Source organism: Pseudomonas sp. rhizo25, from assembly GCF_031931935.1.
GTDB lineage: Bacteria > Pseudomonadota > Gammaproteobacteria > Pseudomonadales > Pseudomonadaceae > Aquipseudomonas > Aquipseudomonas synxantha.
In genome coordinates, this window is the sequence record NZ_JAUJXA010000020.1 from 47757 (window position 1) to 73398 (window position 25642).

19 protein-coding genes are annotated in these 25642 nt (G+C 61.1%); 5 read left to right on the plus strand and 14 right to left on the minus strand.

Translation table 11 applies throughout. The annotated features are described in order from the left end of the window. Nucleotides 1-35: 35 nt before the first annotated feature. The 3 genes from QZR30_RS25565 to QZR30_RS25575 all read right to left on the minus strand — a co-directional run bounded on the left by QZR30_RS25565 (nt 36) and on the right by QZR30_RS25575 (nt 3489). Nucleotides 36-1529, minus strand: coding sequence for a Fic family protein (locus tag QZR30_RS25565; protein ID WP_056847278.1), 1494 nt, complete (start codon nt 1527-1529; stop codon nt 36-38). A 101-nt stretch (nt 1530-1630) separates the two neighbouring features. After that, complete coding sequence (locus QZR30_RS25570; protein WP_059398172.1) at nt 1631-1876, minus strand: DUF2789 domain-containing protein; 246 nt, start codon at nt 1874-1876, stop codon at nt 1631-1633. Between the two features lie 32 nt (nt 1877-1908). Continuing rightward, complete coding sequence (locus QZR30_RS25575; RefSeq protein WP_059398171.1) at nt 1909-3489, minus strand: glycosyltransferase family 39 protein; 1581 nt, start codon at nt 3487-3489, stop codon at nt 1909-1911. A gap of 179 nt (nt 3490-3668) precedes the next feature. Between QZR30_RS25575 and QZR30_RS25580 the strand changes: the two genes are divergently transcribed. The 4 genes from QZR30_RS25580 (at nt 3669) to QZR30_RS25595 (ending at nt 8326) form a co-directional block, all read left to right on the plus strand. Then, nucleotides 3669-5831, plus strand: coding sequence for an outer membrane assembly lipoprotein YfiO (locus QZR30_RS25580; protein WP_311904510.1), 2163 nt, complete (start codon nt 3669-3671; stop codon nt 5829-5831). Continuing rightward, nucleotides 5828-6532 carry a DUF3142 domain-containing protein gene (locus QZR30_RS25585; RefSeq protein WP_046070324.1) on the plus strand — a complete coding sequence of 235 codons (705 nt, stop codon included), beginning with the start codon at nt 5828-5830 and terminating at the stop codon, nt 6530-6532. The genes QZR30_RS25580 and QZR30_RS25585 overlap by 4 nt, the downstream gene beginning before the upstream one ends. 236 nt (nt 6533-6768) lie before the next feature. Next, a complete protein-coding gene (locus QZR30_RS25590; RefSeq protein ID WP_311904511.1) occupies nt 6769-7128 on the plus strand; it encodes a helix-turn-helix domain-containing protein in 360 nt (119 codons plus the stop codon). Beyond that, nucleotides 7106-8326 (plus strand): type II toxin-antitoxin system HipA family toxin, encoded by a 1221-nt coding sequence (locus QZR30_RS25595; RefSeq protein ID WP_081214389.1) that lies wholly within the window; start codon nt 7106-7108, stop codon nt 8324-8326. The genes QZR30_RS25590 and QZR30_RS25595 overlap by 23 nt, the downstream gene beginning before the upstream one ends. A 76-nt stretch (nt 8327-8402) precedes the next feature. Here the strand turns inward: QZR30_RS25595 and QZR30_RS25600 are convergent, their stop codons facing one another. From QZR30_RS25600 to QZR30_RS25650, 11 genes are all read right to left on the minus strand, one after another. After that, nucleotides 8403-10856: a TonB-dependent siderophore receptor gene (locus tag QZR30_RS25600; RefSeq protein ID WP_056847284.1), complete on the minus strand. Its 2454-nt coding sequence runs from the start codon at nt 10854-10856 to the stop codon at nt 8403-8405. A gap of 92 nt (nt 10857-10948) precedes the next feature. Continuing rightward, the gene (locus QZR30_RS25605; RefSeq protein WP_046070320.1) at nt 10949-11899 is read right to left on the minus strand and encodes a FecR domain-containing protein; all 951 of its coding nucleotides are present in this window, start codon (nt 11897-11899) and stop codon (nt 10949-10951) included. Then, the gene (locus QZR30_RS25610; protein ID WP_046070319.1) at nt 11896-12405 is read right to left on the minus strand and encodes a sigma-70 family RNA polymerase sigma factor; all 510 of its coding nucleotides are present in this window, start codon (nt 12403-12405) and stop codon (nt 11896-11898) included. Before QZR30_RS25610 ends, QZR30_RS25605 begins: the two co-directional genes overlap by 4 nt. A 73-nt stretch (nt 12406-12478) precedes the next feature. Continuing rightward, nucleotides 12479-13924 (minus strand): efflux transporter outer membrane subunit, encoded by a 1446-nt coding sequence (locus tag QZR30_RS25615; protein WP_046070318.1) that lies wholly within the window; start codon nt 13922-13924, stop codon nt 12479-12481. Next, nucleotides 13921-14979 carry an HlyD family secretion protein gene (locus QZR30_RS25620; RefSeq protein WP_046070317.1) on the minus strand — a complete coding sequence of 353 codons (1059 nt, stop codon included), beginning with the start codon at nt 14977-14979 and terminating at the stop codon, nt 13921-13923. Before QZR30_RS25620 ends, QZR30_RS25615 begins: the two co-directional genes overlap by 4 nt. Before the next feature lie 15 nt (nt 14980-14994). Further along, the gene (locus QZR30_RS25625) at nt 14995-16530 is read right to left on the minus strand and encodes an MFS transporter (protein WP_311904514.1); all 1536 of its coding nucleotides are present in this window, start codon (nt 16528-16530) and stop codon (nt 14995-14997) included. A gap of 158 nt (nt 16531-16688) precedes the next feature. Next, a complete protein-coding gene (locus tag QZR30_RS25630) occupies nt 16689-17609 on the minus strand; it encodes a LysR family transcriptional regulator (protein WP_056847286.1) in 921 nt (306 codons plus the stop codon). Between the two features lie 60 nt (nt 17610-17669). Beyond that, a complete protein-coding gene (locus QZR30_RS25635; RefSeq protein ID WP_311904515.1) occupies nt 17670-18554 on the minus strand; it encodes a TauD/TfdA dioxygenase family protein in 885 nt (294 codons plus the stop codon). 216 nt (nt 18555-18770) lie between these two features. Beyond that, nucleotides 18771-20135, minus strand: a complete 1365-nt coding sequence (locus QZR30_RS25640) for an HlyD family type I secretion periplasmic adaptor subunit (protein ID WP_034116722.1) — start codon at nt 20133-20135, stop codon at nt 18771-18773. After that, nucleotides 20125-22281 (minus strand): type I secretion system permease/ATPase, encoded by a 2157-nt coding sequence (locus tag QZR30_RS25645; RefSeq protein ID WP_046072619.1) that lies wholly within the window; start codon nt 22279-22281, stop codon nt 20125-20127. The genes QZR30_RS25640 and QZR30_RS25645 overlap by 11 nt, the downstream gene beginning before the upstream one ends. 41 nt (nt 22282-22322) lie before the next feature. Further along, nucleotides 22323-23678, minus strand: coding sequence for a TolC family outer membrane protein (locus QZR30_RS25650; protein WP_046070313.1), 1356 nt, complete (start codon nt 23676-23678; stop codon nt 22323-22325). 335 nt (nt 23679-24013) lie between these two features. Between QZR30_RS25650 and QZR30_RS25655 the strand changes: the two genes are divergently transcribed. Further along, a partial coding sequence (locus QZR30_RS25655) for a retention module-containing protein (RefSeq protein ID WP_311904518.1) occupies nt 24014-25642 on the plus strand: 1629 nt, incomplete at its 3' end.

Sequence of the window (25642 nt, forward strand, 5' to 3'; positions counted from 1 at the left end):
ATCTCCTCACGCTGGCAACTATCGCCCGTTTCTGTTTAGTCGAAAGGAAATTTCCCGATTTCGCGCAGAGCACGCCCCGCCTCCTCCTCAATAAACCCAAACACCTCCTCCGACACGCGGTACTGAAACTGCTTACGCCGATGCTTCGAAAGCTTCCCACCGTTATCCAGGCACATCATCACCAGCTTCGACAACTCACTGCCGCGCACGTCGTAGCGTTGGTTCACGGCCTTGATCACACGGTCGTAGCGGTCGAGGAATTCGGTTTCTTCGCGCAGTTCCACTTCCAGGGCTCGGCGGGCCATTTGCAGGGTGAATTCGACGCAGCGGGTGGCGTCCCAGTAGCGGTAGATCGAGGTGTGGCCGATGAAGTCGAACGCCATGTGGTCGGCGTCCAGCCAGGTGACGTTCCAGAATTCCCGCATGGGTTGGGAGAAGGTCTTGAGTGCCTCCAGGTAGGCTTGCTCTTCATGCTTCATGGCGACGGAGACTGGCAGCAACAAGCCATTTTCCAGTGCGCCGTAGTGGCAAAGCGTCTGGTGAATCAGGAAGCGAGACAGGCGCCCATTACCGTCCATGAACGGGTGCAGGAAGACAAAGCCGAAAGCGGTGACTGCCGCCGCCACCAAAGGATCGACGTCCCGCACGGGCTGGTTGGCGAAGGCCATAAGCTCTTCCATCAGTTCCTGGCAAAGCGCGGGAACTGGCGGCACGTAGCTCACACCGGCAGCGCCGCGCAGCCCGTTGTGCAGATGGTTCTGTTCGTGGCGAAACGCGACGGCTTTGTCAAAGGGATTGGAGACGGTGCTGTTTTGCAGCTCGACCAAGTACTCCTCGGTGAGCAACCGGCCTTCGTGGGCCTGGCGCAGGAGTTGGACGAAGCGGCGGGATTTTTCTTCGCTGGGTTGTTCTTTTTCGATGGCAAATGAATCGCGGGTTTCGTGCAGGTATGCCCACTGGATGGCGCGGTCCATCATTTCGGGAGGGAGGGTGGCCATGAAGGATTTGGCACGAGCCAATACATCAAGCGCCAACAACGCTTCCAGCTCAGGCGTTCGCTCTACGGTGGCGCAATAATGCAAAGAGCCCAAACCATTGAAATCCACTCGCCAACGACTGTTGCGAATGCTCGGACCGGTTACATAGCGCTGGGGATCGAACAAGGGAACAACGCGACCACGAACAGGAAGGGTGTGATCCAGCATTTTCCCGGTAAAGCCTTCCCAAAGAAAACAGGCTTTTCGGATAAACGCACCGTTGGGCGCGCCAGCCAGTGCCGCCAAAAATGGTTCTGGGCCAAGCTGTTCAAACACCTGGGCAAGTATCGCCAGGTTCACGCCTTCATGCTTAAGCGCAAACAGCACATGTTCAAACAGCGCATGTTGGGCAGGCGCCACAGAATGGGGCACCGCCAGGCAGTCACCGATCAGGGTAATCCTGGTCACCGGCTTGATCATCGCAGCGCGCAACGGTGCGATAACCTTTAGATCCAGCGCCTCACACAGATGAGCGTATCCGACTGTTGGCATGGCGAGCTTTTCCAGAAAAAATTCACTTAAGCGATTAAAGCCCAGTTTTTTTTACCGCTCACCATTTTTTTTTACATGCTCGCCTTTATTGGGATATTTTTTTACACCCGTCGTCCACCCCGCAACATCAGATTCAACTCATCCACCACTACCGCCCAATCCGCATCGTCGCGAATCTCCTCACGCAAAAACGCCCTCTGGCTCTCCGTCCAAAAAAACGCATCCGCGAGTTTCAACTCCGGCTTGAGCGGCGAATGAGAGGCGACAAATTGCTCGATACTGACCGGGTCGTCCGGCAAGCCAAGCTGTTTGAACAAAGCCGGTAGGCTGTGCACTGGCGATTCCATGGAAGGCTCCTCATAAGTAGGTTGAAGTGAGTCTAGCGGCAGCCTTCAGGTTGCGGCGCCGGTGCGTTGCATAGCACGAACAACCGCGCCCTGGCGCCACCGCCATCCTGGCGACTGATTTCGCGCCAGCCGTTGGGCAGTGGCGCGAATTCATCCGGGGCTTCGTTGCTGCTGATCAACCATACCCGGCGCGTTTGAGCGGGCAGTGCTGAGAGGCGGTCCAGATAGATGCGGCCACCGTCCTGGTCCACCAGTGTGCCGAAACCATAGGCGTTCGGGCGAGTGGCAGCGCCGTCGGGTTTGGGCGGCGTGTAGAGCTGCAGTTGGGCGTCGGTCTGGTCGTAATACACGTAGCTGAGGTACCACATCATGTCACTGAGGACGATACGGTCGCCTTCCTGGTAGTTGCGATTGACGAACTCCACGGGCACGTTGAACTGGTCGTGCTCATCCACCTCGAAGTTGTTCTTTAACCCCAACAGTTCTACGCCAACAAACAGTGCGAACAATGCCACGCCCAGCCAGGAAAAACGGGACGGCAAACGGTCGATGGCAAGCGCCAGGACTATCGGCAGGCCCAACGCATACACCGTGAGGTAACGCTCGATAAACACCGGCGAGATGAAAGACACGCCATAGACCAGCAGCAGCGGCAGCAGGCAAAACAATGCCGGCAGGCGCGCCGGGCGATTGCGCCAGGCGGTCAGCACAACCACCACGGCCAGCAGCAGGGGGAACAGCCAGAACAGCGGCGGCCAGATGCCAAGACCGTCATCCTGCAGCAGGAACTGCCAGATCATCGACGGCAGCGACAGCAGATTGACCGGATCTTCCCAACCAATGTCGCCGCCGACTTTAAGCTGATCCAGGTGCTGCACCAGGTCCAGCAGGTTGGGCAGCCAGGGCAGATACACCAGCACAATCGCTACGTTGGCGACCCACCAGGCAGGCCGCGTAATCAAGCGTTGAACTGGCGCCTGCAACCCCAGGTACGCCCAATGCACCAATACGCACAGCGCGGTGAAGTAGTGGGTATAGAACCCGGCGCTCATCAACAACACATACACAGCCAAATAACGCGCGCGTTCAGGCTGCCTCACCCAGTACACCAGCGCCAGCGTGGCGCCCAGTAGCCACACGCCCAGCAGCGAATACATGCGCACTTCCTGGCTGTAGCGCACCGCCGTCGGCAACAGCGCCAGCAGGATGCCCGCCAGCACCGCCGTGCGCCGGGTGGACAGTTGCCGCGTCAGCCAGATGCCCAAGCCAACCACGGCTACGCCCGGCAGCGCGCTCATGCTGCGAATGGACCCGATGCTGTCGCCGAACACTTCGATCCAGCCGCGCAGCAGGAAGAAATACAGCGGCGGATGCACATCATGGGCCGCGTGAAACCACAGGTCGGCCACGGCGTATTCACTGAGCAACAGGCTCGACCCTTCATCGCCCCAGATCGCCGCCGAGGTGAGGTGATAAAACCGCAGGGCCATGGCCAGCGCCAGGATCGGTACCCACCAGAGACGGCTGAGTCGACCAGCACTTTGCCAGGTCAGGCGCTGCAAGGCTGGCAGCGCTCCGGCTTTTTCGTTTTGCTCAACCACAGACCGACGCACTTCAATACCCCTGGCATTAGCTCGCTTGCCTGAGCGCAAACACCGCCACTCTAGGACAAAAGCCCAGGCTTCGCCGCTGGAATCGGACAAATCGGTATTTTGCGTAGGACCTCACCGAAGCACAGCTCAGAACAGGCTATTATTGGGGCCCTCCAAGGACTCAGGATCAAGGACACGTCATGCGCATCGGTTTTTTGTCACCTCTGGCACTGGCTCTGCTGGCCGGTATTTCCCTACAGGCCCAGGCCAGTTCCGACGACTCGTGCTACCCCGACTGGCGGGTCTCGCGTGACAGTCTCGAACCCTGCAGCAACCAGCCCTTTCTCAGCCCGGGCAACGACAGCCGGGTCAACCTGCGCCTGTTGCTGGCCGACAAAAAAGCCGCGCCGCTGACGCCCAATGCCTTGGGCGAAGACGATTTGGCCCAGGGTTTCGGACCGGTGCCGTTTCCGGTGTATCGCCTGGTGCCGGTGCCGGCCGCGAATGATGAGCCCGATAACAAAGCGGACGATTCACGCACGGCCGAACTCGACACCCTGCTCCAACCGCTGGGCATCAAGCGCGAGGAATACAAGACTGCCGGTGAAGCGTTCCTGAATGGCGAAGGCAGCCGCTGCCGCAGCAACAGCGATGACAGCGCCACGGCGTTTATCAGTCAGGTGATCAAAGCCGATATGCCGCCAGCCGAGCGCGACTTGCTGGTGAAAGCGCGGTTGCAGTTGCTGACCACCTGTGACTTCACAGGCCAGGTGGTGGACGCGCAGTTGACGCCCTCGGCCAATGCCCAGCTGTTTCGCACCTACCTGCAGGCCGCCGCCGATTTCTACGGCGGTCGCTTCGTTTACGCCGAGCGCGGTTTCGCCGCCGCCGCGACCAGCGATCTGCCTTGGCTGAAAGAGACCGCGCTGTACATGACCGCACGCACCTCGTTGAACCGGGCCCAGGCCGAAGCCTTCGATGAGTACGGTATGCCGCAACGCGAGCATGTGGATAAGTCTGCCTTGAGCGACGCCGAAGAAGGCTTTCTCGGTTACCTGAAACATTATCCACAAGGCGATTACGTTGCGTCCGCCCGTGGCCTGCTGCGCCGCGTGCATTGGCTGGCGAACGACGACGCCAAGCTTGCCGAAGACTTTACCTGGCAATTTACCGAGGCAACCGACGCCCAGCGCAATGTGAGCGTCGACGAGTTGGTCGAAGAAGCTGACCTCAAGTTGCTGATGGTCGGCAACAAGGCGCAGAACAGCCCAATGCTGCAAGTGGTCAGCGACCTGATGGCGATGCGTGCTCATACGCCGCCGCTCCTGAGCCGAGAAGACCTCGACAAGCAAAAGAGCACCTTCGCCAACGAGCCGGCCTTGTTCGACTACCTGCAAGCGGCGTATGCCCTGTACGTCGAGCATCAGCCTGACAACGCCTTGAAGCATCTGCCCGACAGCGTGCCGTCGAGCCTCGACTATTTCGCCTTCAGTCAGCAGACTCTGCGCGCCCTGGCCCTGGAAGCCAAGCAAGACTGGCAAGGCGCCGAAGCGCTGTGGCTGCAATTGCTGCCCCTGGCAAAGCAGCCGTTGCAACGCGACCAGCTGGAGCTGGCCCTGGCGATGAACTATGAGCGCAGCGGCCAACTGGCCAAGGTGTTCGCAACCGATTCGCCGATCAGCGCCAAGCAAGTGCGCTACATCCTGCTGCGCAACGTCGCCGGGCCCGACCTGCTGCGCCAGCAGATCGCCAAGGCCAGCGACCCGACCGAGCGCCAGAGTGCGCAATTCGTGCTGCTCTATAAAGACCTGCTGCACGGCCAGTACGCCACCTTTGCCGATGACCTCAAGCAAGCCTCGCTCGCTGACGACAAGCTCGGCACCAGCCTGGGCTACACCTACACCAGCGGCCAGTCCTTGAAGCTGTTCCAGTGGAACGGTGACAAAGCCGAATCCGGCTACGCCTGCCCAAGCATCGCGCAAACCGCCGCGACCTTGCAGGATGAGGCCAAAAACCCCCACGCCTTGAACTGCTTCGGTGAGTTCATCCTGCGCAACGGCCTGGACGGCATGCCCCTGGAACACCCCCGCGCCGCCGGCAGCCTGGGCAGCACCGAATCGCAGTTCAAGGGTGAAACCTTCTCGCGCCTGGACGGCTACAAACAGGTGATCGCCAATGCCAAGGCGCCGAAAACCGACAAGGCCTATGCACTGTTCCGCGCCATCAATTGCTACGCGCCGGCCGGCTACAACAGCTGCGGTGGCGAAGACGTCGCGCCCGCGGTACGCAAAGCCTGGTTCCGCCAGCTCAAGACCGGTTTCGCCGACACCCAGTGGGGCAAATCGCTGCAGTACTACTGGTGAAGTCGCTGTGGCTGGGTTTGCTGTTGCTGGCAGGCCCGGCTTTCGGTGCGGTCGACGCCCGCGACTATGACGCTTTCTGGCTGTGGAGTGGTGTCACGCCCCAGCCGGTGATCAAGCAGGCCCGGACACTGTACATCCTCCAGGGCCAGATCAACTCTACTCGCCGCGCGCCCCAACGCGACGTGCAACTGATCGCCCAGGGCATCAGCGTACCGCGCATTACCCAAGGCGAAATCTGGGTGGTCTACCGCGCCCACACCCTGCACTGGCCGGAACAGGTCTACACCCAACTGCTCGGTCAGGTGCAACGCTGGCGTGACGCTGGCAACCCTGTGGTTGGCATCCAGATCGACTTCGACGCCCGCACCCAATACCTGCACGAATACGCGAACTTCCTGCGCGACCTGCGCCGGCGCCTGCCTGCCGACCTGCGGTTAAGCATCACCGGCCTGATGGACTGGAGCAGTAACGCCGACCCGGCCGCCATCGCCCAGCTCAAAGGCGTAGTGGATGAAGTGGTGGTGCAGACGTATCAGGGGCGGCACAGCATCCCGGATTACGCGGCGTACCTGCCACGGATGAACCGAATGGGAGTTCCGTTCAAGATCGGTTTGATTCAGGGTGGGGAGTGGCAAGAGCCGGGGTATCTGCGGGGTAATGAGTGGTTTCGCGGGTATGTGGTGTTTTTGCAGAACCCTTGAGTCTTCCAACCCTGCAAAAAACCGGGCATAGAGCCTAATGCCCTCTGTAGGAGCTAGCTTGCTCGCGAAAAACGTCAACGATAACGCGTGTTTCCTGATTGAACGCGGCGCCTGTGAGTTGTTCGCGAGCAAGCTAGCTCCTACAAAAAGCCTTAGCATCGAGCCGATTTTTTGCAGGTGGCCTTAGAGACTTGGATGATATAAGTTACCTAAACTGCTTTAAAGGGTGATATATCATGCAAGAAACAGTCAAGCCATACCCCCACAAAGGGTATATCTCAGAGAGAAGCGCTGAACTGATGAGAGGTATCGGGAACGGTATCGAAATAGCCCGCATTCGTCGCCGTTTGAAAATCTCGACCATATGCAGTCGGGCGGGCATTACACGACAGACGTATCAGCGGCTGAGACAGGGCGAGGCCGGCGTATCCCTCGGCGTGCTGATGAATGTGCTTAGCGCGATGGACCTGGAAGAAGGTATGGCGAGCATTGCGTCACCAGAACTTGACCAGGTTGGGATTACCATGAGCCTCGCCCGTGAGCCCGACCGAATTCGCACAGAAGGGGAACCTGATGTCTTGGAAGCCGATTGGTAACGCATTCGTTTTTTCAGCTCACTCAGTCGGTGATCCGGTCCCTGTTGGTGAGGTGGCCATGCACGCAAGCGGATTCGTTTTTCGCTACGCCAACAGCTGGCTTGCGCGCCCCAAAGCATTTGCGATTGACCCGCTTAGCCTGCCACTGACCCCTAACCAGTATTCCTCGACACGCATGTTTGGTGTGCTCGACGACGCAACGCCCGACAATTGGGGTCGGCGTGCTCTACTGGCGACCCACAAACAGCATCCACAAAACGAAGTTGAATGGCTCCTTGCTTCGCGGGGTGCGGGAGTGGGCTGCCTGCTGTTCAGTGCGTCAAGAAACCTGTTGCCGACTCTGCACCAACCGCCGCGATTTGAAGACCTTGAGAAAATCATGGTGGGCCTTGATCAGGTCGAAAAAGGTAATGTCGACCTGCCTGCGGAAATCGCACGACTATTCGAGTTCGGCAGTTCCATGGGCGGCGCCAGGCCGAAGGTCACCGTGACTCACGAAGGTAAGGAATGGATTGCTAAATTCGGCCGTAGCGACGATGTTTTCGATCAACCACGTGCTGAATTCGCCAGCCTTCAAATGGCGGATGCGGCAGGTCTACCCGCAGCCGGGCACAAGTTGGTAGAGGTCGCCGGCAAACCGGTTTTGATGGTCGAGCGTTTTGACCGGCATGAGGGGGCTGGGCGCGAGCACTATGTCAGCTGCAATTCGTTGATCAGCACTGAGAAGCCGCGAATGCGCGTTGACGCGGTTGAGAGTGCCGTTTCCTATTCCAGGATCGCCGACGTGTTGAAGAAGGTCTGCGACGATGCCACCTTTGACATGCGTGAGCTTTACAAGCGTATGGCCTTCAATGTGCTGATCGGCAATAGCGACGACCACCTGAAACAAACCGGGGTTCTGCTGACCAGCGCCTCGGGCTATTCCCTTGCGCCAGTATTTGACGTGTTGCCCCACCCCACGCAACTAGGCTTGCAGGCGTTGATCATCGGGAATGAGGGCAGGGTATCGTCTGTCAGCAATTTGCTGAGTACGCCTGAACGTTTTGGGTTGGGGGCGGATGAAGCAAGATCCATCGTCACGGATATGTATGCCGTCGTGCGAGAAGCCTCCGGCTTTTTCGAAGCGGCAGGCTGTAGCGGTGCCGATGTGCGCATGCTTTCCAATGTGTGTACACGATTTGCAGCGGACCTGGTGTAGGGTCAAAGATCTCGGGCGGCAACAGAGCGCACCCTTGACGGGTGCGCACCGCGGCAAATATCACGTAAACGCTTAGTTACCAATCGTACGTCAGGCTCGATACCACCGTGCGCCCTTCCCCGTAGTAGCAATCCAGATTACTGGTGCACTGCGAGACGTAGGTCTTGTTGGTGAGGTTCTGCACGTTCATCGCCAGTTTCACGCCTTTGAGCTTGAGCGGCGAGGCGCCCAGGTCGTAGCGCAGGCTCGCATCGTAGACGCTGTAGGACGGCACGTTGAAGGCGCCTTCGTAGTAGTCGCCCAGGCTTTGACGGGCATAGCGCACGCCGAGGCCCGCACCCAGGCCGGCCAGCGGTGTGTCACCCAACACGGTGTAGTTGACCCACATCGAGGCGGTGAGCGGGGAAATGCCGGCCGGGTGGCGACCTTGGCGGCCGTCGTTGTCCTTGGTGTACTTGATGTCATTGCGCGACGCCGAGGCAACCACTTCCCAGGCGTCACTCAAGACGGCCTTGGCTTCCAGTTCAACACCCCGCGAGCGCATCGCACCGCTTTGGGTACTGAAGGTGGTGTCTACCGGGTTGGTGGTCAGCACATTGTCCTGGTCCAGTTGGTAAACAGAGGCTTGGATAAAACTCTTTTGGCCAGGTGGCTGGTACTTCACGCCGACTTCGTATTGTTTGCCGGTGGACGGCTCAAACGGTTTCCGGTTCGCATCGGTGCCGGCCAGCGGCAAGAAGGACTCTGAATAGCTGACGAAGGGCGATACGCCGTTATCGAACAGATACACCAGGCCAGCACGGCCAGTGAAGGCCTGGTCTTTACTGGCGAAGCGCGTGTCCTGGATCGGTTCTTTGTTCACCACATTGGCCCAGTCATAGCGGCCACCGAGTACCAGCACCCATTTATCCAGCTTGATCTGGTCCTGCAGGTACAGGCCGGTCTGGGTGATCGTGCGGTCCCAGCGGTACGGTTGGCCGAAATTCAGGCGCTGGCCGTACACCGGCTTGAACAGGTCGATAACCGGTGGGTTACGGTCATACAAGCCATGAAACTGCGAGTTGGAATGGTAGTAGTCCAGGCCAGCGATGAAGGTATGGGACAACGCGCCCGTGTCGAATTCAGCCTGGGCGATGCTGTCCACGCCGAACACTTTATTGGTCTGCGACCAGTCCACCCCGAAGCGCTGCAGATAGCGTTGGTCCTGCACCCCAGTATTTGGGTTGGCGACAAAGCGGTAGCCGTGCAACGGCGCGGTGTAGCGGTCGTCGACCTCGGCGTAGCGCGCGTTTTGCTTGAGGGTCCAGACGTCGTTGAGGCGATGGGAAAGCTCGTAGCCCAACACGTATTGCTCGCGGTTGTATTGGTTGACACCCGGCTCGCCGATAAACACATCGCGCTTGATCTTGCCGTTGGGGTTGTCCCACAGCGTGCCAGACGCCGGCAAGCCTTGGGCTTCGGGCACGCCTTTGTCTTTCTGGTACTGGGCGAACAGGGTCAGGCTGGTGTCGTCGTTGGGCCGCCAGGTGAGGCTGGGGGCGATGAACTGGCGCTTGTTTTCGACGTAGTTGATTTCGTCTTGCGCGTCGTTGGCCAGCCCGGTCAGGCGGTAGAGCAACTGCCCCTCCTCGTCCAGCGGGCCGCTCAGGTCGATGGCCGCGCTTTTGTGTTCGTAGGTGCCAGCTTCCAACACCACTTGGTGTATCGGGGTTTCGCTGGGGCGCTTGCTGACCATATTGACGATACCGCCCGGCTGGTTCTGGCCGTAAAGCACGGACGCCGGCCCCTTGAGCACTTCGATGCGCTCCAGGGAATACGGCTCGATCTGCAACGCGCCCCCGGTGCTGCCTCCGCCGTAAGGCAAGTGCAAGCCGTCCAGATATAGCGGTGTGGGCGAGAAACCCCGGGAGGTCGGTTCGTCGAACAACTTGACCCGGTCTGCAAAGCCGCCGGCACTCATGCCGGGTGTGTAAAGCAACGCCTGGGTGACACTCTGGGCGCCACGTGCCTTGATCTCGGCGGCGGTGATCACGTTGATCGTCTGGGGGATTTCCACCAGCGCCGAGTCGGTCTTGCTGCCGGAGGCGCTGCGCTTGGCGACAATGCCGTCCACCGGGCCCCAGGCGCTTTCCTGCTCCTGCCGGCCACTGATCTGGGTCGCGTCCAATTGCAAGGCCCCGCCACCGGAAATGGCCTGCAATGCCCAACTGCCCTGGGACTGCACTGCCACCAGACCGCTGCCCGCCAGCAAGCGCTCCAACCCCGCGCCTATGCCGTAACGTCCTTTCAGGCCCGCGCTGCGCTTGCCTTCGGTGAGTGTCGCGTCAACCGACAACAGAATGCCCGAGGCACTGGCGAAACGGTTCAACGCCTGGTCGAGGCTGCCCGCAGGAATGTCAAAGGTGCGCAGCGCCTCGGTGCTTTCTTCGGCTTGAGCCATGTTCGGCAGCACCGGCGCGGTTGCCAGCAGGCCAGCAAACAAGCCACGACGCAGAGCGCGGGCCAAGGGTTGGATTGGGTGGTGCGACATTGCAGGACTCCCCGTGAGAACGCTTCTTGATTGGCTTTCAAGAGGTATCCCGCACGGCGTGCAGAAACCGACAAGCGCCGGCGATATTTTTTTCAGGCCCGCGCCTTTATCGTCACCCAGTAACGCGTCACAGCCTGGACCTGCACCGGCAATGAACGCTCCAGGGCCGCCAGGATCGCGTCGGTATCGTTGAGGGGGAACACACCCGTCAATAACAGGCCCGACACGGCTTGATCACAGCGCAACAGACCCTGGCGATAGCGACTCAACTGGGCCACGAACTCACCCAGCGGCTGGCGCTCGGCGACCAGGCGGTGCTTGGTCCAACTGCTGGCATTGGCGTTCACCGCCGGCAGCGCAGCGCTTTGGTGTGCGTTGAACCACAGGCTTTCACCGGCATTCATATGCACCGCCATGCCATGCAGCGGCGTAACCCGCAGGCGGCCTTCGTAGAGGTCGACGCGGCTGGCGTCGGGCAGTTCGCGCACGGCAAAGCGTGTGCCCAAGGCCTGCACATCACCGGCAGGCGTTTCAACGATCAACGGGCGGGAGGGATCGTGGCCGCTGGTCAGCAGGACTTCGCCACGGATCAAGCGGATACGCCGTTCGGTGGCGCTGAAACGCAGGTCCACGGCGCTGTCGCTGTTGAGGTCCAGTAACGTGCCGTCGCTCAACGTGACGTGGCGAATTTCGCCCGTGGCCGTGCGGTGCTCGGCGAAGGCGGCCTGCCAGGGTTCGCTGCGCTGGACCAGATAACTGCTGCCCCCGGCCACCAACAGCAAACCGAGCAACTTCAGCGCGGCGCGGCGCTGGGTATCCGGGGTGTCGCGCAATACGGCGCGAGCGCTGTCGGCGGGCACGCCGCCAAGGGTGTGTTGCAACTGCTGCAAGCGCTGCCAGGCGCGGCGGTGTTCCGGATCGGCCGCCTGCCATTGGGCAAATGCCTGGCGTTGTTCCCCTTGCAGTTCGCCGCCCCATTGCAGCATCAGCCACTCGCTGGCTTGCTCGACAATCGCCGGCGCGATGGGCGCATCGTGATTCATTCTTCGTAGACCGCCTGGTAACAGGCGACGATGGCGCGGGTCATGTACTTCTGCACCGAGCTGACGGTGACGCCCAGGCGCTCGGCGATCTGCGCGTAGCTCAAGCCTTCAAACTGCGAGAGCAAAAATGCACGGCGCACCTTATCGGGCATGCGGTCGAGCATGGCATCGATCTGCATCAGGGTTTCGAGGATCAGTGCACGGGTTTCCAGGGACGGCGACTCGGGCTCGGGCAGGTGCGCGATGCTTTCCAGGTAGGCGCGCTCGATACGCAAGCGCCGCCATTGATCGATCACCAGGTTGCGCGCGATTTGTGCCAGGTAGCTGCGACTTTCCTTGTCGCCTGGGAAACGCCCGGACACTAACAGGCGCAGGAAAGTGTCGTGTGCCACGTCGGCAGCATGCTCGCGGTCGCCCAGGCGTTTGCGCAACCAGCCTTGCAGCCAGCCGTGGTGGTCGCGGTACAGGATGTGAAGCTGTTGCTGGCCGTCCGTCGCGATGCTCATGAAAAGCTCAGTCACGTTATTGAGAGCAATTATCATTACATCTTATTTCGCAACTGACAAAACTCTTTGTTGCTCAGCTCCCGGCTGTCTGCAACGGATACACCGACTCCCAACCTCCTCCCAACGCCTTGTACAAGCCGACCATGGCCAAGGACACGCTGGTAGAGCTTTCAACCCACTGCTCCTGGGTCGCCAGCAGCGCACTTTGCACCGTGAGGACGTTGACGAAATCCACCACACCTTCGACGTACTGATGTTGCGCAGTAGCAAGGGCGATCTGGTTCTGGCGCACGGCTTCGGCGAGGCTGTCGCGGCGTAGTTGGCTGGCGTTGTAGCGGGTCAGTTGGTCGTCGATTTCATGCCAGGCGCGCAGCACGGTTTGCTGGTAGGCAAGGGCCGCTTCCTGTTGCTGGGCTTCGCGCAAATCCACCATGCCTTGCAGGCGCCCACCGTTGAACAGTGGCAGGCTTAATTGCGGGCCGAGGGCAAATGCGCGGGAGCCCCAGGAGCCGAAGTCCGACAGTTGCATGGCTTGGGAGCCGAGGCTGCCGGACAGGGTGATGCGCGGGTAAAAGTCGCCCTTGGCCACGCCGATGCTGGCAGTGGCGGCGTGCAAGCGCGCTTCTGCCTGGCGGATGTCGGGACGGCGTTCGGCCAGCTCCGAGGGCAGGCCAATGGCGACCTGACGCTGGGTTTGCGGCACGGCGGCGTCCTTGGACAGCTGTGCGTGCAGGGCCTGGGGCGGCTCGCCCATCAGCAGGCTCAGGGCGTTGATCAGTTGGTCCTGGCGCTGTTGCAAGTCCGGCAGGCGCGCTTCGATGGCCGCGACTTGGGCGGCGGCTTCGGCCACGTCGAGGTCGGTCGCTACGCCATCAGCCAGGCGCAGTTGCGAAAGCTTGAGGCTGTGACGGGCCACGTCGAGGTTTTGCTCGGTAACGGCACGGGTGTTCTGCACGCCGCGCAGTTGGATGTAGTCCTGGGCAGTCTCGGCCAGTACCGACAACAACACGGCGCGGCGGTCGTTTTCGGCGACCTCCAGGGTGGCGTCGGCTGCTTCGGTTTCACGCTTGACCCGGCCCCAGAAGTCCAGTTCCCATGAGGCCGAGAAGCCCATGTCCCATTGGTTGAAAGCCGAGCGACCGTTCTCGCCGGAGGGATCGTTCAAGCCTTTGCCGCTGTTGCGCTTGCGCTGGTAACCGCCACCGGCATCGACGTTGGGGTAGCGTTCGGCGGTGGTCACTTGGCGTACGGCGCGACTTTGTTGCAGGCGGCTGCTGGCCAGTTTCAGGTCGAGGTTATCGCTGAGGGCGCGGCGCGTGAGTGCTGAAAGTTGCTCGTCGTGGAATACGTCCCACCAGCGCTCCTGCAAGGGGTCGCTGACGGCGCGGCTTGCGGCTTGGCGACCCTGGGGCTCGCTCCACTGGCTGACCTGTGGACCTTGGGGCCGTTGGAAATCCGGGCCGACGGTGCAGGCGCTCAGGCTGATGAGGCTCAAGGTGAGCCAGGCGACGTGTTTCATTGCTGGGCCACCTCACGCTGTTGCGCGGCCGGCCGGGTATCGACGCTGGCTTCCACCGACATGCCGACGCGCAAACGCTCGGTCAGTGGCTGGTTTGGCTCAAGCACGATCTTCACCGGAATACGCTGCACTACCTTGGTGAAGTTGCCGGTGGCATTGTCCGGCTTGACCGAGGCAAAGGTCACGCCCGTGGCCGGCGCCAGGCTTTCCAGGTGGCCCTTGAGCAACTCGCCGTCGAGGCTGTCGACGCTGACCTGCACGGCCTGGCCGGCATGCATATGGGACAGTTGGGTCTCCTGGAAATTGGCCACCACATAGGCTTCGGCAAGCGGCACGACCGCGAGGATCTTGCTGCCCGGTGTCACATAGGCGCCGACTCGCACGGCGCGCTCGCCGACCATGCCATCCACCGGCGCGACGATGCGCGTGTAGGACAGCTGATAACTGGCCATTTCCAACGCCGCCTGGGCGCGCTTGAGCCCACCTTCTGCGGCGTCACGCTGGGCGGTGAGGATCTCCACCTGCTTGCGCTCGGCCGCCAGCACCGCAGTGGATTTGGCCAGACGCGCGGTGGCCTGGTCGATGCGGGTCTTGGCTTGCTGGGCGTTCTGCACGGTGCCCGCGCCGACGCCGGCGAGGTGGTTGTAGCGATTCAGTTCATGTTCAGCGAAGGCCACTTCGGCGCGGTCAGCAGCCACCGTGGCCTGGGCCTGGGCGATCACCGAGCTTTGGCGCTCCAGGGTCGCGGTGGCGTTTTTCAGTTGGGCCTGGGCCACTAGCGTATCGGCGTCGGCAGCCTGGGCGGCGGCGCGAAAGTCGCGGTCGTCGATCAACGCCAACAGCTGGCCGGCCTTGACGCGCTGGTTGTCTTCCACCAACACCTCCTTGATAAAGCCGGCCACCCGCGGCGCGACCAGGGTGAAATCAGCGGCGACGAAAGCGTCGTTGGTAGTCTGGCGCTTGCTGCCCAGCACTCCCGGCGCGACCAGGTAAACCAGTACGCCGACGGCAAATACAGCAATAACGGCGACGGCAATTTTGTCTTTGCGTTTCATGGAAAGTCCTTGTGGTCAGGTCGGAGCGCGAGGCGGATAGATCCGCGTGGGCATCCAGAAAGTCAGCAGGATCAACGCCATCGCGACACCGGCCATGACGACGTAAAGATCCGAAGAGGTCAGCACCACGGTCTGCTCGTGCAAGCGGTGGGCGAGGCCCTGCGCCTGCGTGTCGGCCAGGGGCGAGTTGCCGAGGCGGTCCACCAACATGGTTGAATGGAAATGCCCGCGCTGGGTGGTCAATGTATCCAGCACCGCGGTGGCGATCACAGCGGCCAGGCCCTTGACGGTATTGAACCAGGCCGAGGCGAACGGCCCTTCGATGGGTTGAATGCTGCCGGTGGACAGCATCAGCAGCGGCAACACGGCCATCGGCTGGCCGAAAATCTGCAGTAGGTACCAGCCATAAAAATCATCGCGGATCCACGCCGAGGTCAGGTGTGAACTGCCGATGCAGCACACCACCAACATGCCCAGGCCGATCCCCAGCACCCAGCGGCAATCGACCCAGCGCAGGTTGCACAGCGCCGCCACCAGCGGCAACGCAATCAACTGCGGCAGCGCCATCAGCAGCATCACCGGCGCGGTTTGCAGCGGCCGGTAGCCCTGGACCTGGGCGAGAAAACTCGACGGGATGATGATCACCGAAGTCAGCACCATCAACACGCCGGCCAGCACGATCAGGGCAAAGGCCAGGTTGCGCAAGCCGAGCATCTGCAATTTGAAGAAGGGTATTGGCTGCGACCATTCGTTGAGCAGGAACAACATCAGCAACACGGTACCGCCGCACAACAGGAAGGTGATCAGGCCCGACTCGAACCAGTCCAGCCGATTGCCTTGCAACAGGCCGATCACCAGCATGCAGATCGCCGGGAACCCTAGCAGCAGGCCGCGCCAGTTGAACTGCTTGAAGCGCTCCAGGCGCAACGGGTCTTGCGGCAAGCCGTAAGCCACGGCGGCCATGGCCAGCAGGCAGGGCCCGACTATCTGCCAGAATGCCCATTGCCAGCCGACGTATTCGGTCCACAACGCCGCCAGCGGCGTACCCAGGCTCGGGCCGAAGGTGGCGGTCAGGGCGTAGCCGGCCAGGCCATACAGCTTGACGTTGGCCGGCAGGAAACGCAGCGCCACGGTCATCAGCATCGGCGGTAGCGCGCCACCGGCCAAACCTTGCACGGTGCGTAGCAGCAGCAGGCTTTCGTAGTTCGGCGCGAACGGGCAGAGAATACCCAGCACGGTGAACAAACCGATGGCGCACAGCGTGAAACGGCGCAGCGAAAACGTCACCGAACACCAGGGCGCAAAGGCCATGGCCGCCACGGACGTCGCCGTGTAGGCCGCGACCAGCCAGGTACCTTCGTCAAAACCGATATACAGCGCACCGCGGATATCGGCGAGGGCGACCTTGGTGACCATCTCGTTGAGACCGGACACCAGCACCGCCAGCAGCACGCCGACCAGGCCGATGATGATGCGTGGGCCGAACATGGGTGGGCTTGGAGCAACAGGTTGGGCTGCGGCCTGGAAAGCGGGGGCAGCGAGGGATGTCATGAACAGGTAACTCGGAATGATAAATACCTGAGCAGTTTAATCAGGCTATACCCTGCAAAAAAGTTACTTATCGGAAGCTTATAAGTGCGCCAGACGCAATCCATATGTGGGAGGGGGCTTGCTCCCTCCCACATTTGATTGTGCATGGCTTGAGGTTTTTAGTTGGGTTGAGCTTCCAGCCAGGTGGCGTGGCAACTCTCGCGCATCGTCTCGCGCAGCCATTTGTGCGCCGGGTCTTTGTCGAAGCGTGGGTGCCAGGACTGGGCCAATACCAGGGTCGGCAAGGAGATCGGCAACGGGAAGGCGCGCAGTGGCAGATTCAGGCGTTTGGCGCTCAGCAGCGCTTCCTTGGGCACCGGCATGATCAGGTCGGATTCCGGCAACATGAACATCGCTCCGTGGAAACCCGGCGCGATCATCGCCACACGGCGCTCCAGGCCCTGCTCATTCAGCGCGGTGTCGATCGGCCCACGGGCAATGCCACGCCGTGAAATGCTGATGTGGGAATAGCTGGCAAAGCGTGCGGCGGTGATTTCTTCGTCGAACAGCGGGTGGTCTTGCCGCGCCAGGCCGACAAAGGTGGTGGAAAACAGGTTCTGCACCTTCACTTCCGGGCTGGCCGGCATGGTGTTACTCACCCGCAGGTCCAGGCGCCCTTCGCGCAGGGCTTCGTCGTCGGTGTCGCCTTCAGGTACGAAACGCAGCTCACAAAAGGGGGCCACGCGCTCCATGGTGTCGAACAGCCGACCGCCATACACGCCGATGAAGAAGTCATTGGCGCGTACGCTGAAGCGACGGCGTAAGGTGCTCAAGTCCACTTGATCGGCCGAGCGAAACAGCAACGCCGCCTGCTCCACTACGTTGCGCACCTGGCCTTGCAGCTCCAGGGCCTTGGGGGTCGGCACTAGGCCCCGACCAGCACGCACCAGGATCGGGTCACCTACAGCTTCGCGGATACGCGTGAGGGTGCGGCTCATGGCCGCTGGGCTCAGATTCATCCGCCGCGCAGCGCCGACCACGCTGCCCTCATCGAGCAAGGCGTCGAGGGCGACCAGCAGGTTCATGTCGGGTAGTTGCATGCCAAGCACTCGTGAGCAATTGAGAGTGAACTGGGCGCAATCCTAGCAGGCTTTACCGGTTCAGAAAGGCGCATCCCCCTGGATAGTGGTGCGGTACAACTTGCGGCGCAGATGGCTCGGGCAACCGGCGGCCAAATGGATCAGCGAGCGGTTGTCCCAGAACACCAGGTCGTGAGGCTGCCACTGGTGGCGGTAGATGTTTTCCGGCCGCACGCTGTGGGCGTAGAGCTGGGCCAGCAGGTCGCGGCTCTCGTCATCGGGCAGGCCGACGATGCGGGTGGTAAAGCCTTCGCTGACGAACAGCGCCTGGCGGCCGTTTTCCGGGTGGGTGCGCACGATGGGGTGCACCACTTCGGCGACCTGGGCGAGTTGTTCGGGGGTCAGGGTCGGGCGCCAGTTGCCTTCGAATTTGGCTTCGCTGTAGCGCGCCGTGTAGGAATGCGCGGCACTGCGACCTTGCAAGGCGTTGCGCAGGTGCTCGGGCAGTTGCTCCCAGGCTTTGTGCATGTCGGCGAACAGGGTGTCGCCACCTTCGGCGGGCAGTTCCTGGGCGTGGAGCATCGAGCCCAGGCTGGGCAGTTCCTTATAGGACAGGTCCGAGTGCCAGAACTTGCCTGCATCGCCAAGGCCCAGGGGTTGGCCGTTCTCGATGATGTTGGAGACGATCAGGATTTCCGGGTGGTTGGCCAGCAGGAACTGTTTGAGTACGTGGATTTGCAGCACGCCGAAACGGCGGCTGAAGGCGATCTGTTGTGCGGGGGTGATGCGCTGGTTGCGGAATACCACGACGTGGTGGTCGAGGTGCGCGCGGTGGATACGGGCAAAGTCCTGGTCGTTGACCGGGCGGGACAAGTCCAGGCCGATGACCTCGGCGCCGACGCTGCCGGGGAAGGGGCGGATGTTGAAGGTTTGGGCGGTGGTGGGGGCAGCAGCGGTGGCGGACATTGGATTCACTTCCGGCGGTCAGGGGAGTGAATTTATAGGTATAAGAAAGGAAGTTTAAATACTGTTAGGGCATATCGATATGGCGTTTGGTTTGAGGTGCTGGGGGATGCTGAGGGCCTCATCGGGGGCAAGCCCCCTCCCACATTTTGATTTGTGAACACATTCAAATGTGGGAGCTGGCTTGCCTGCGATGAGGTCGGTACAGGCGCTGGAGATTTACCGCTCGTGCAACGCCTCGGCCCGCGCCTTGATGATCGGCTTGAGCAGGTAGCTGAGGATGCTTTTCTTGCCGGTGATGATGTCCACCGAGGCGACCATGCCCGGGATGATCAGCAGCGGCTTCTCATCGGTGCCCAGGTGGCTGCGGTCAGTGCGCAGGGTGATCATGTAATAGGTGGTTTTCTTGTCTTCATCGGTGATGGTGTCGGCACCGATGCGTTCGAGCTTGGCCTTGAGGCCGCCGTAAATGGTGTAGTCATAGGCAGTGAACTTGACCACCGCTTCCTGCCCCGGGTGCAGGAAGGCAATGTCTTGCGGACGGATCTTGGCTTCCACCAGCAAGGTGTCGTTCAAAGGCACGATTTCGACCATGTCGCTGCCTGGCTGGATGACGCCACCGACGGTATTGACCAGCAACTGCTTGACGATCCCACGTACCGGCGAGGTAACCAAGGTGCGGCTGACGCGGTCTTCCAGGGCGCGGCCGGTGGATTCGGCCTTGTTCAGTTCGGTACGGGCTTCGTTGAGCTGGGTCAGGGCTTCACTGCGGAATTTGCCGCGGGTTTCGTCGATCTTGCGCTGCACTTCCTTGATCGCCGACTCGGCGCGAGGAATCGCCAGGGTGGTGGCGTCCAACTGGCCGCGGGTTTCCATTTCGGCGCGCTTGAGGCGCAGCACTTCCACCGGCGACACCGCGCCCTGGGCTACCAGCGGCTCGGACATGTTGATTTCCTGGCGTTGCAGGGACAACTGGCTGCGATACTGGCTCTGCTTGGAGGTGAACTCGCGCAGCTCTTGCTGGCGCTGTACCAGTTGCTCCTGCAAGCCGCCGACTTCGTCTTTCAATTGCTGGCGACGGCTTTCATACAGGGAGCGCTCGTTGGCGGCCTGGCTCGGCGCGGCCTTGAGCACGTCGTCAGGGATGTTCAGCGGGCGATCGTCCACCTGTGCACTGAGGCGCTCCACGCGCAGTTGCATGGCCAGGCGCAAGGCTTCGGTTTCCCCGGCATTGGAGACAAACCGCGTGTCGTCGAGGCGGATCAATGGCGCACCGGCTTCGACGATCTGGCCTTCCTTGACGTACAACTCGGCAACGATACCGCCTTCCAGGTTCTGGATTTTCTGCAACTTGGACGACGGAATCGCCTTGCCGTCGCCACGGGTCACTTCGTCGATCTGGGAAAACCCTGCCCACACCACCAGGAACACGAAGAACCCGATGATTGCCCAGATGGTCAGGCGGATGACCCGCGGCGCATCTTCGATCAGGGCTTTGTTGACCTCGGGCAGGGGCTGGCCCTGCAGCGAGTCGGAACCTTTGAAATAGCGCCCGACCGCACTCTTGATGGAGTTAAGCAACACTGATCTGCCCCTTCTTCAACGCTTCCATGACCACGGCTTTCGGGCCGTCCGCGAGAATCTGCCCACGGTCGACCACCAGCAGGCGGTCCACCAGGGAGAGCAGTGAGGCGCGGTGCGTGACCAGAACCACGGTCTTGTTTTGCACCACGGCTTGCAGGCGTTGCTTCAAGCGTTCTTCACCGGTGTTGTCCATGGCGCTGGTGGGTTCATCCAGCAGCAGCATGGGCGGGTTGAGCAGCAGCGCTCGGGCCAGGGCGACGTTCTGGCGCTGGCCGCCGGACAAGTTCTGCCCACGCTCGCCGACTTGCAGCTCGTAACCTTGGGGGTGCAGACGGGCGAATTCGTGTACGCCGGCCAGTTCGGCAGCTTGCAGGACCATTTCGTCCTCGACGTAGCGCGCCCCGGATACCAGGTTGTCGCGCAAGGTGCCGGCGAGCAATTGGATGTCCTGGGCAACGTAGCCAATGTTGTGGCGCAGTTCGCTGACGTCGATCTGGCGTACGTCCACGCCGTCCACCAGCAGGGCGCCGGAGTCGGGCTGGTAAAGGCCGACGATCAATTTGGCCAGGGAGCTTTTGCCCGAGCCGCTGCGACCAATGATGCCGATTTTTTCCCCGGGCTTGATCACCAGGTTGATGTTTTTCAGCGCAGGGTTCTGTTGGTTCGGGTAGGTGAAATTCAGCCCCCGGCACTCGATGGCGCCTTGCAGGGTGCGGCGGCTCATGGGGCGCTCGTCGAAATTGCGCTCCTGGGGCAGCTCCATCATCTGGTCCACCGAGGTCATGGTGACCTTGGCTTGCTGGTAGCGCGTCAGCAGGCCCGACAGCGAGGCCAGCGGGCTCAGGGCGCGGCCACTGAGCATGTAGCAGGCAATCAGGCCGCCCATGCTGAGGTTGCCGTCGATGATCTGGTACACGCCGAACACGATCATGATCACGCCGGCCAATTGCTGAATCAGCAGGGTCATGTTCATCGACAGACCCGACAGCAACTTCACCCGCAGCTCCAGCCGGCTCAGGGTGCCGATGGTCTGCTCCCAGCCGTATTGGCGCTCGCTCTCAGCGTTGTTGACCTTGACCGCATCGAGCCCGGCGAGGGTCTCGATCAGGCTCGACTGGCGCTCGGCGGCCAGGGCCATGGTGCGTTCCATGGTTGCCACCAAGGGCTTTTGCAGGGCATAGCCGATGCCCAGGGCAAGCGGGAACGCCAGCACCGGCACCCACACCAGATGCCCGCCGAGGATGGCGATCACCAGGAAGATCAGCAAGGTGAACGGCAGGTCGATCAGGCTGGTGAGGGTCAGCGATGCGAGGAAGTCGCGCAGGCTTTGAAACTCATGGATGTTCTGGGCGAAGCTGCCGACCCGTGCCGGGCGGTACTTCATGGACATGCCGACGATGCGTTCGAACAGCGTGGCCGAGATGATCAGGTCGGTTTTCTTGCCGGCCAGGTCCAAGCACAGGCTGCGCAGGCTTTTGAGGACCAGGTCGAACAGGTACGCGCCACAGATGCCCACGGCCAGCACCCACAGGGTGGCGGTGGCCTGGTTCGGTACGACGCGGTCGTATACGTTCATCACGAACAGCGGCGCAGCCATGGCGATGATGTTAATCAGGAAACTGGCGGCGATGGCGTCGGTATAGAGCCAGCGCGAACGCATGAGGGTGTCACGGAACCACGACCGCGCCCGTGGAATCAGGCTGCCGTGGTTGACGTCGAATTTGTGTTGCGGCTGGGCGAAGAAGACCTTGCCGATGTAGTCGTCGGCAAGTGCTTCACGTTTTATCAGCACTTCGCCGCCGTCGCTTTCGCTGAGCAGGATCCGTGCTTCATCCTCGCCTTCCCAGCCGACCAGCACGGTACTGCGACCGTCCTTGAGCAACAGCAGGGCCGGCAGTGCAATGGTCGGGATCTGTTCCAGCTTGCGTTGCAGCACCCGGCCTTGCAGCCCGGCCCGTGCAGCGGCACGCGGCAGCAGCTCGGCGCTCAAGCGTTGCGAGGGCAGCGGCAGGCCGGTGGTGAGCATCGCTGCGCTGGCCGGTTTCTGATGCAGGGCGCAGAGTGCCAACAACCCGTCGAGCAACGGGTCGTCATGCAGGGCGCGTGGATCATGACTGAGATGAACTCGACTGCTTTCAGGTTCCACGCGGTGCACTCTCGACTAACAGATGGGGCTATTGGGGTGGCTCAATTCATCCCAGGCAGTTGGACTTTAGGTTTCACGTCGTTCTGTACGACGGATGCCATTGGTGCGACCACTCCCTGGCTCTTGAGCAATTCACCCATGGTCGCCTTGATTCGATACTGAGTAAATAACTGAATGTTCTTGATTTCTTCCAGGCGGCGGGAAGCGGTGAACAATTCATTTTCGCTGTCGAGCAAATCCAGCAGGGTGCGCTGGCCGAGGCTGAACTGTTGCTGGTAGGAGGTGCGTACACGGGAGCTGTGATCCACGTACTGCTGTGCCACCGGCAATTGGGCATTGGCGTTATTCAACGCGTTCCAGGCCAAGCCTAGCTCTTCATTGAGTTGGCGCAAGGCGTTGTTGCGGATATCCAGGGCCTGGTTGGCCTGGTAGGACTTCGATTGCAGGTCGGCCTTGTTGCTACCGCCGGCGAACAGGTTGAAGCGCATGCGCACCATGGCTTCCCAGCCGTTGCTGTGGTTTGGATCACCGGAGACGTTGTTGTCGGCGTTGGTGCCAAGCTCAGCGTCAAAGCGTGGGTAGAAGCTGGATTTAGCGGCTTCGTACTGTTTTTCGGCGGCGGAGATATCCGACTCGGCTGAACGCAACACCGGGCTATTGTCGAGCATCTGGCGACGGGCTTCATTCAGGTCCGCCGGCAGCATGGCCATGAACGGCGCCGGGCGCTCGAGCTGGTCGGGCATCTGGCCGACGGCGCTGAGGTAGTTGGTTTGCGCGTCTGCCAGGTTGGTCTGCTCGGTGATCAGGTTGTTGCGGGCCTGGGCCAGGCGCGCTTCGGCCTGGTCCTGGTCGGCACCGTTGCCGACGCCGCGCTGCGTGCGCAACTTGATCTGATCGTAGATGCGTTCGTGATTGCGAAGGTTGTCTTCGGCCAGGCGCACGAACTCACGGCGGGTCAACACTTCCAGGTAGACCTGGGCAACGGTCAACGCCGTCCGCTCGGAAGTACCCAGCAAGGAGTAGGCACGGGCATTAACGTTGGCTTGTTGACGCCCGACTTCGCTGGAGGTGGCGAAACCGTCAAAAATCATTTGCTGCAGGCGCAGGCTGGATTCGCCACGGTTGAGCGTGTCCCAGTGATTGCCGCTGGGGTTGTTGGCACGGGAGGTGGCGTTGTCGGTCCCTTGGCGGCCATAACCGGCGTTCAGGTCGACTCGCGGCAGGTAGCCACCTTGGGCGGCGCGCAGTTGATAGTCAGCAGCGATGCGGCTATTAACACCTGCCTGGATTTCCGGGTGCACATCCAAGGCCTGTTGCATGGCTTGGGGCAGCGTCTGGGCTTGTACGAAACTGGCGGCGAGAACGAACGGAATTGCCTTGAACAGGTGCAGGCGCATTTAAAAATTTCCCCAGGACTTCTTGTCTCAAATCACAGCGATTAGCACCGCTGCGTCGGATAATGGCTACCGTAATGACCGTACGTCGGAAAGTTCAAAAAACGGAACTGCTTCACACATGTAGGACGGTTCGCCGCTTAAATATCAATGTGACATTACGGGAGCGATTGTTTAGGATGGCGGCCATAAGGTCAATAGTTTGGCACAAACTAGATCACTAAAAAATCTAGCCAAATATTTGACGTCAATCGCTTTATAGACTACGTCCTCCAGTTGGCAGCCCTAATTGCGCGCTGCAAAATGGAATTTCGAACGAATCGCCGGAGAAAATTTTAATGAGCAGTGTTGTTGCCATCGTCAAAAGCATTGTTGGTCAAGTTTTCGTTGTTTCTCCGGAAGGCACTCGTCGCGTCCTTATTGAAGGTGATCGCCTGTTCGCGGGCGACCAGGTCGACACTGGCCTGTCGGGCACAGTGAGCCTGGAACTGGCCGACGGCCGTATTCTGGACCTGGGCCGGTACACTCAGTGGAGCGCCGATCTACCGGACTCCAGCGTCGACCTGGCCGCTGCCACCGAGCAAGCTGCGCCATCGGTGGCCGAGCTGCAACAAGCCATCGCCGCCGGTGCCGACCCGACCACCGAGCTGGAAGCCACGGCCGCGGGTGCAACCGCTGCCGGTAATGGCGCCGCGGGGGGGGGTCACAGCTTCGTGGTGCTGGACGCCACCGCCGGCCGGGTCGACCCGACCATCGGTTTTCCAACCGGCCCTCTCGGCCAGGGCACCTCGACACTCAACGTACTGGCCGGCGCCCCAGGCACCGCTGATTCCGGTTTGGCGCTGCAGCCCGCGACCCTGTCCCTGAGCGCAACCCCAACCATCACCGAAGCCGGCGGTGTGCTGACCTATACCGCTACCGTTACGCGGCCCTCCACCAGCGACCTGACCGTGACCTTGTCCAATGGCGCGGTGATTACCATCCCGTCCGGCCAACTGACCGGCACCGTCAATGTGCCCCTGGCCCCCAACGACAGCCCCTACATCGATCCAAGCCAGATCAGCGTCAGCGTTACCGGTACCACCGGCGGCGGCAACCTGGTGTTGACCCTCGACCCTAACCCGGCCGTGACGCAGATCACCGATACCATCGACACCACCACCGTCACGTTGACGGCGGGCGATACCGTGGCTGAAGGCGGCCAGATCACCTACACCGCCACCTTGACCAACCCGGCGCAGACGCCGGTCACCGTGACCTTGAGCAATGGCTCGGTGATTACCATCAAGGCCGGCGAGTCGGCGGGCAACGTTGTTGTCGATACTGCAGCGAACGACGTCTACAACAATGGTTCGACTGTCAGCACCACCATTACCGGTGCAACCGGCGGCAACTTTGAAAACCTGGTGCCGAGCACGACGCCTGCGGTCACCACCATTACTGATTCGGTCGATACCACCACCGTCACGCTGACCGCTGGCGAAACCGTTACCGAAGGCGGGCAGATCACCTACACCGCGACCTTGACCAACCCGGCACAGACGCCTGTTACTGTCACCTTGAGCAATGGCTCGGTGATCACTATCAAGGCGGGCGAGTCCGTCGGCAGCGTGGTCGTGGACACGCCGCCCAATGACGTCTACGTCAACGGCAGCACCATCAGCACGACCATCACCGGCGCGACCGGCGGCAATTTTGAAAGCCTGGTGCCGAGCACGACACCGGCGGTCACTACGGTTACTGATTCGATCGACACCACCACTGTGACGCTGACGGCGCCGACTGAGACGAATGAGGGTGGTCAGGTTACGTACACCGCTACGCTTTCCAATAAAGCGGGCACTGACGTTACGTTGAAGTTGGATAATGGCTCGTCGATCACCATCAAGGCTGGCGATACCGTCGGCACGGTAACTGTCCCTGCACCGACCGATGATGTGTTTATCGACAAGAGCACTCAGACCGTC

Excerpts from the sequence above, each read along its gene's own strand:
- QZR30_RS25565 (WP_056847278.1), bottom strand. The coding sequence starts at position 1,529 with ATGCCAACAGTCGGATACGCTCATCTGTGTGAGGCGCTGGATCTAAAG.
- QZR30_RS25570 (WP_059398172.1), bottom strand. The coding sequence starts at position 1,876 with ATGGAATCGCCAGTGCACAGCCTACCGGCTTTGTTCAAACAGCTTGGC.
- QZR30_RS25580 (WP_311904510.1), top strand. The coding sequence starts at position 3,669 with ATGCGCATCGGTTTTTTGTCACCTCTGGCACTGGCTCTGCTGGCCGGT.
- QZR30_RS25590 (WP_311904511.1), top strand. The coding sequence starts at position 6,769 with ATGCAAGAAACAGTCAAGCCATACCCCCACAAAGGGTATATCTCAGAG.
- QZR30_RS25595 (WP_081214389.1), top strand. The coding sequence starts at position 7,106 with ATGTCTTGGAAGCCGATTGGTAACGCATTCGTTTTTTCAGCTCACTCA.
- QZR30_RS25600 (WP_056847284.1), bottom strand. The coding sequence starts at position 10,856 with ATGTCGCACCACCCAATCCAACCCTTGGCCCGCGCTCTGCGTCGTGGC.
- QZR30_RS25605 (WP_046070320.1), bottom strand. The coding sequence starts at position 11,899 with ATGAATCACGATGCGCCCATCGCGCCGGCGATTGTCGAGCAAGCCAGC.
- QZR30_RS25610 (WP_046070319.1), bottom strand. The coding sequence starts at position 12,405 with ATGAGCATCGCGACGGACGGCCAGCAACAGCTTCACATCCTGTACCGC.
- QZR30_RS25615 (WP_046070318.1), bottom strand. The coding sequence starts at position 13,924 with ATGAAACACGTCGCCTGGCTCACCTTGAGCCTCATCAGCCTGAGCGCC.
- QZR30_RS25620 (WP_046070317.1), bottom strand. The coding sequence starts at position 14,979 with ATGAAACGCAAAGACAAAATTGCCGTCGCCGTTATTGCTGTATTTGCC.
- QZR30_RS25625 (WP_311904514.1), bottom strand. The coding sequence starts at position 16,530 with ATGACATCCCTCGCTGCCCCCGCTTTCCAGGCCGCAGCCCAACCTGTT.
- QZR30_RS25630 (WP_056847286.1), bottom strand. The coding sequence starts at position 17,609 with ATGCAACTACCCGACATGAACCTGCTGGTCGCCCTCGACGCCTTGCTC.
- QZR30_RS25635 (WP_311904515.1), bottom strand. The coding sequence starts at position 18,554 with ATGTCCGCCACCGCTGCTGCCCCCACCACCGCCCAAACCTTCAACATC.
- QZR30_RS25650 (WP_046070313.1), bottom strand. The coding sequence starts at position 23,678 with ATGCGCCTGCACCTGTTCAAGGCAATTCCGTTCGTTCTCGCCGCCAGT.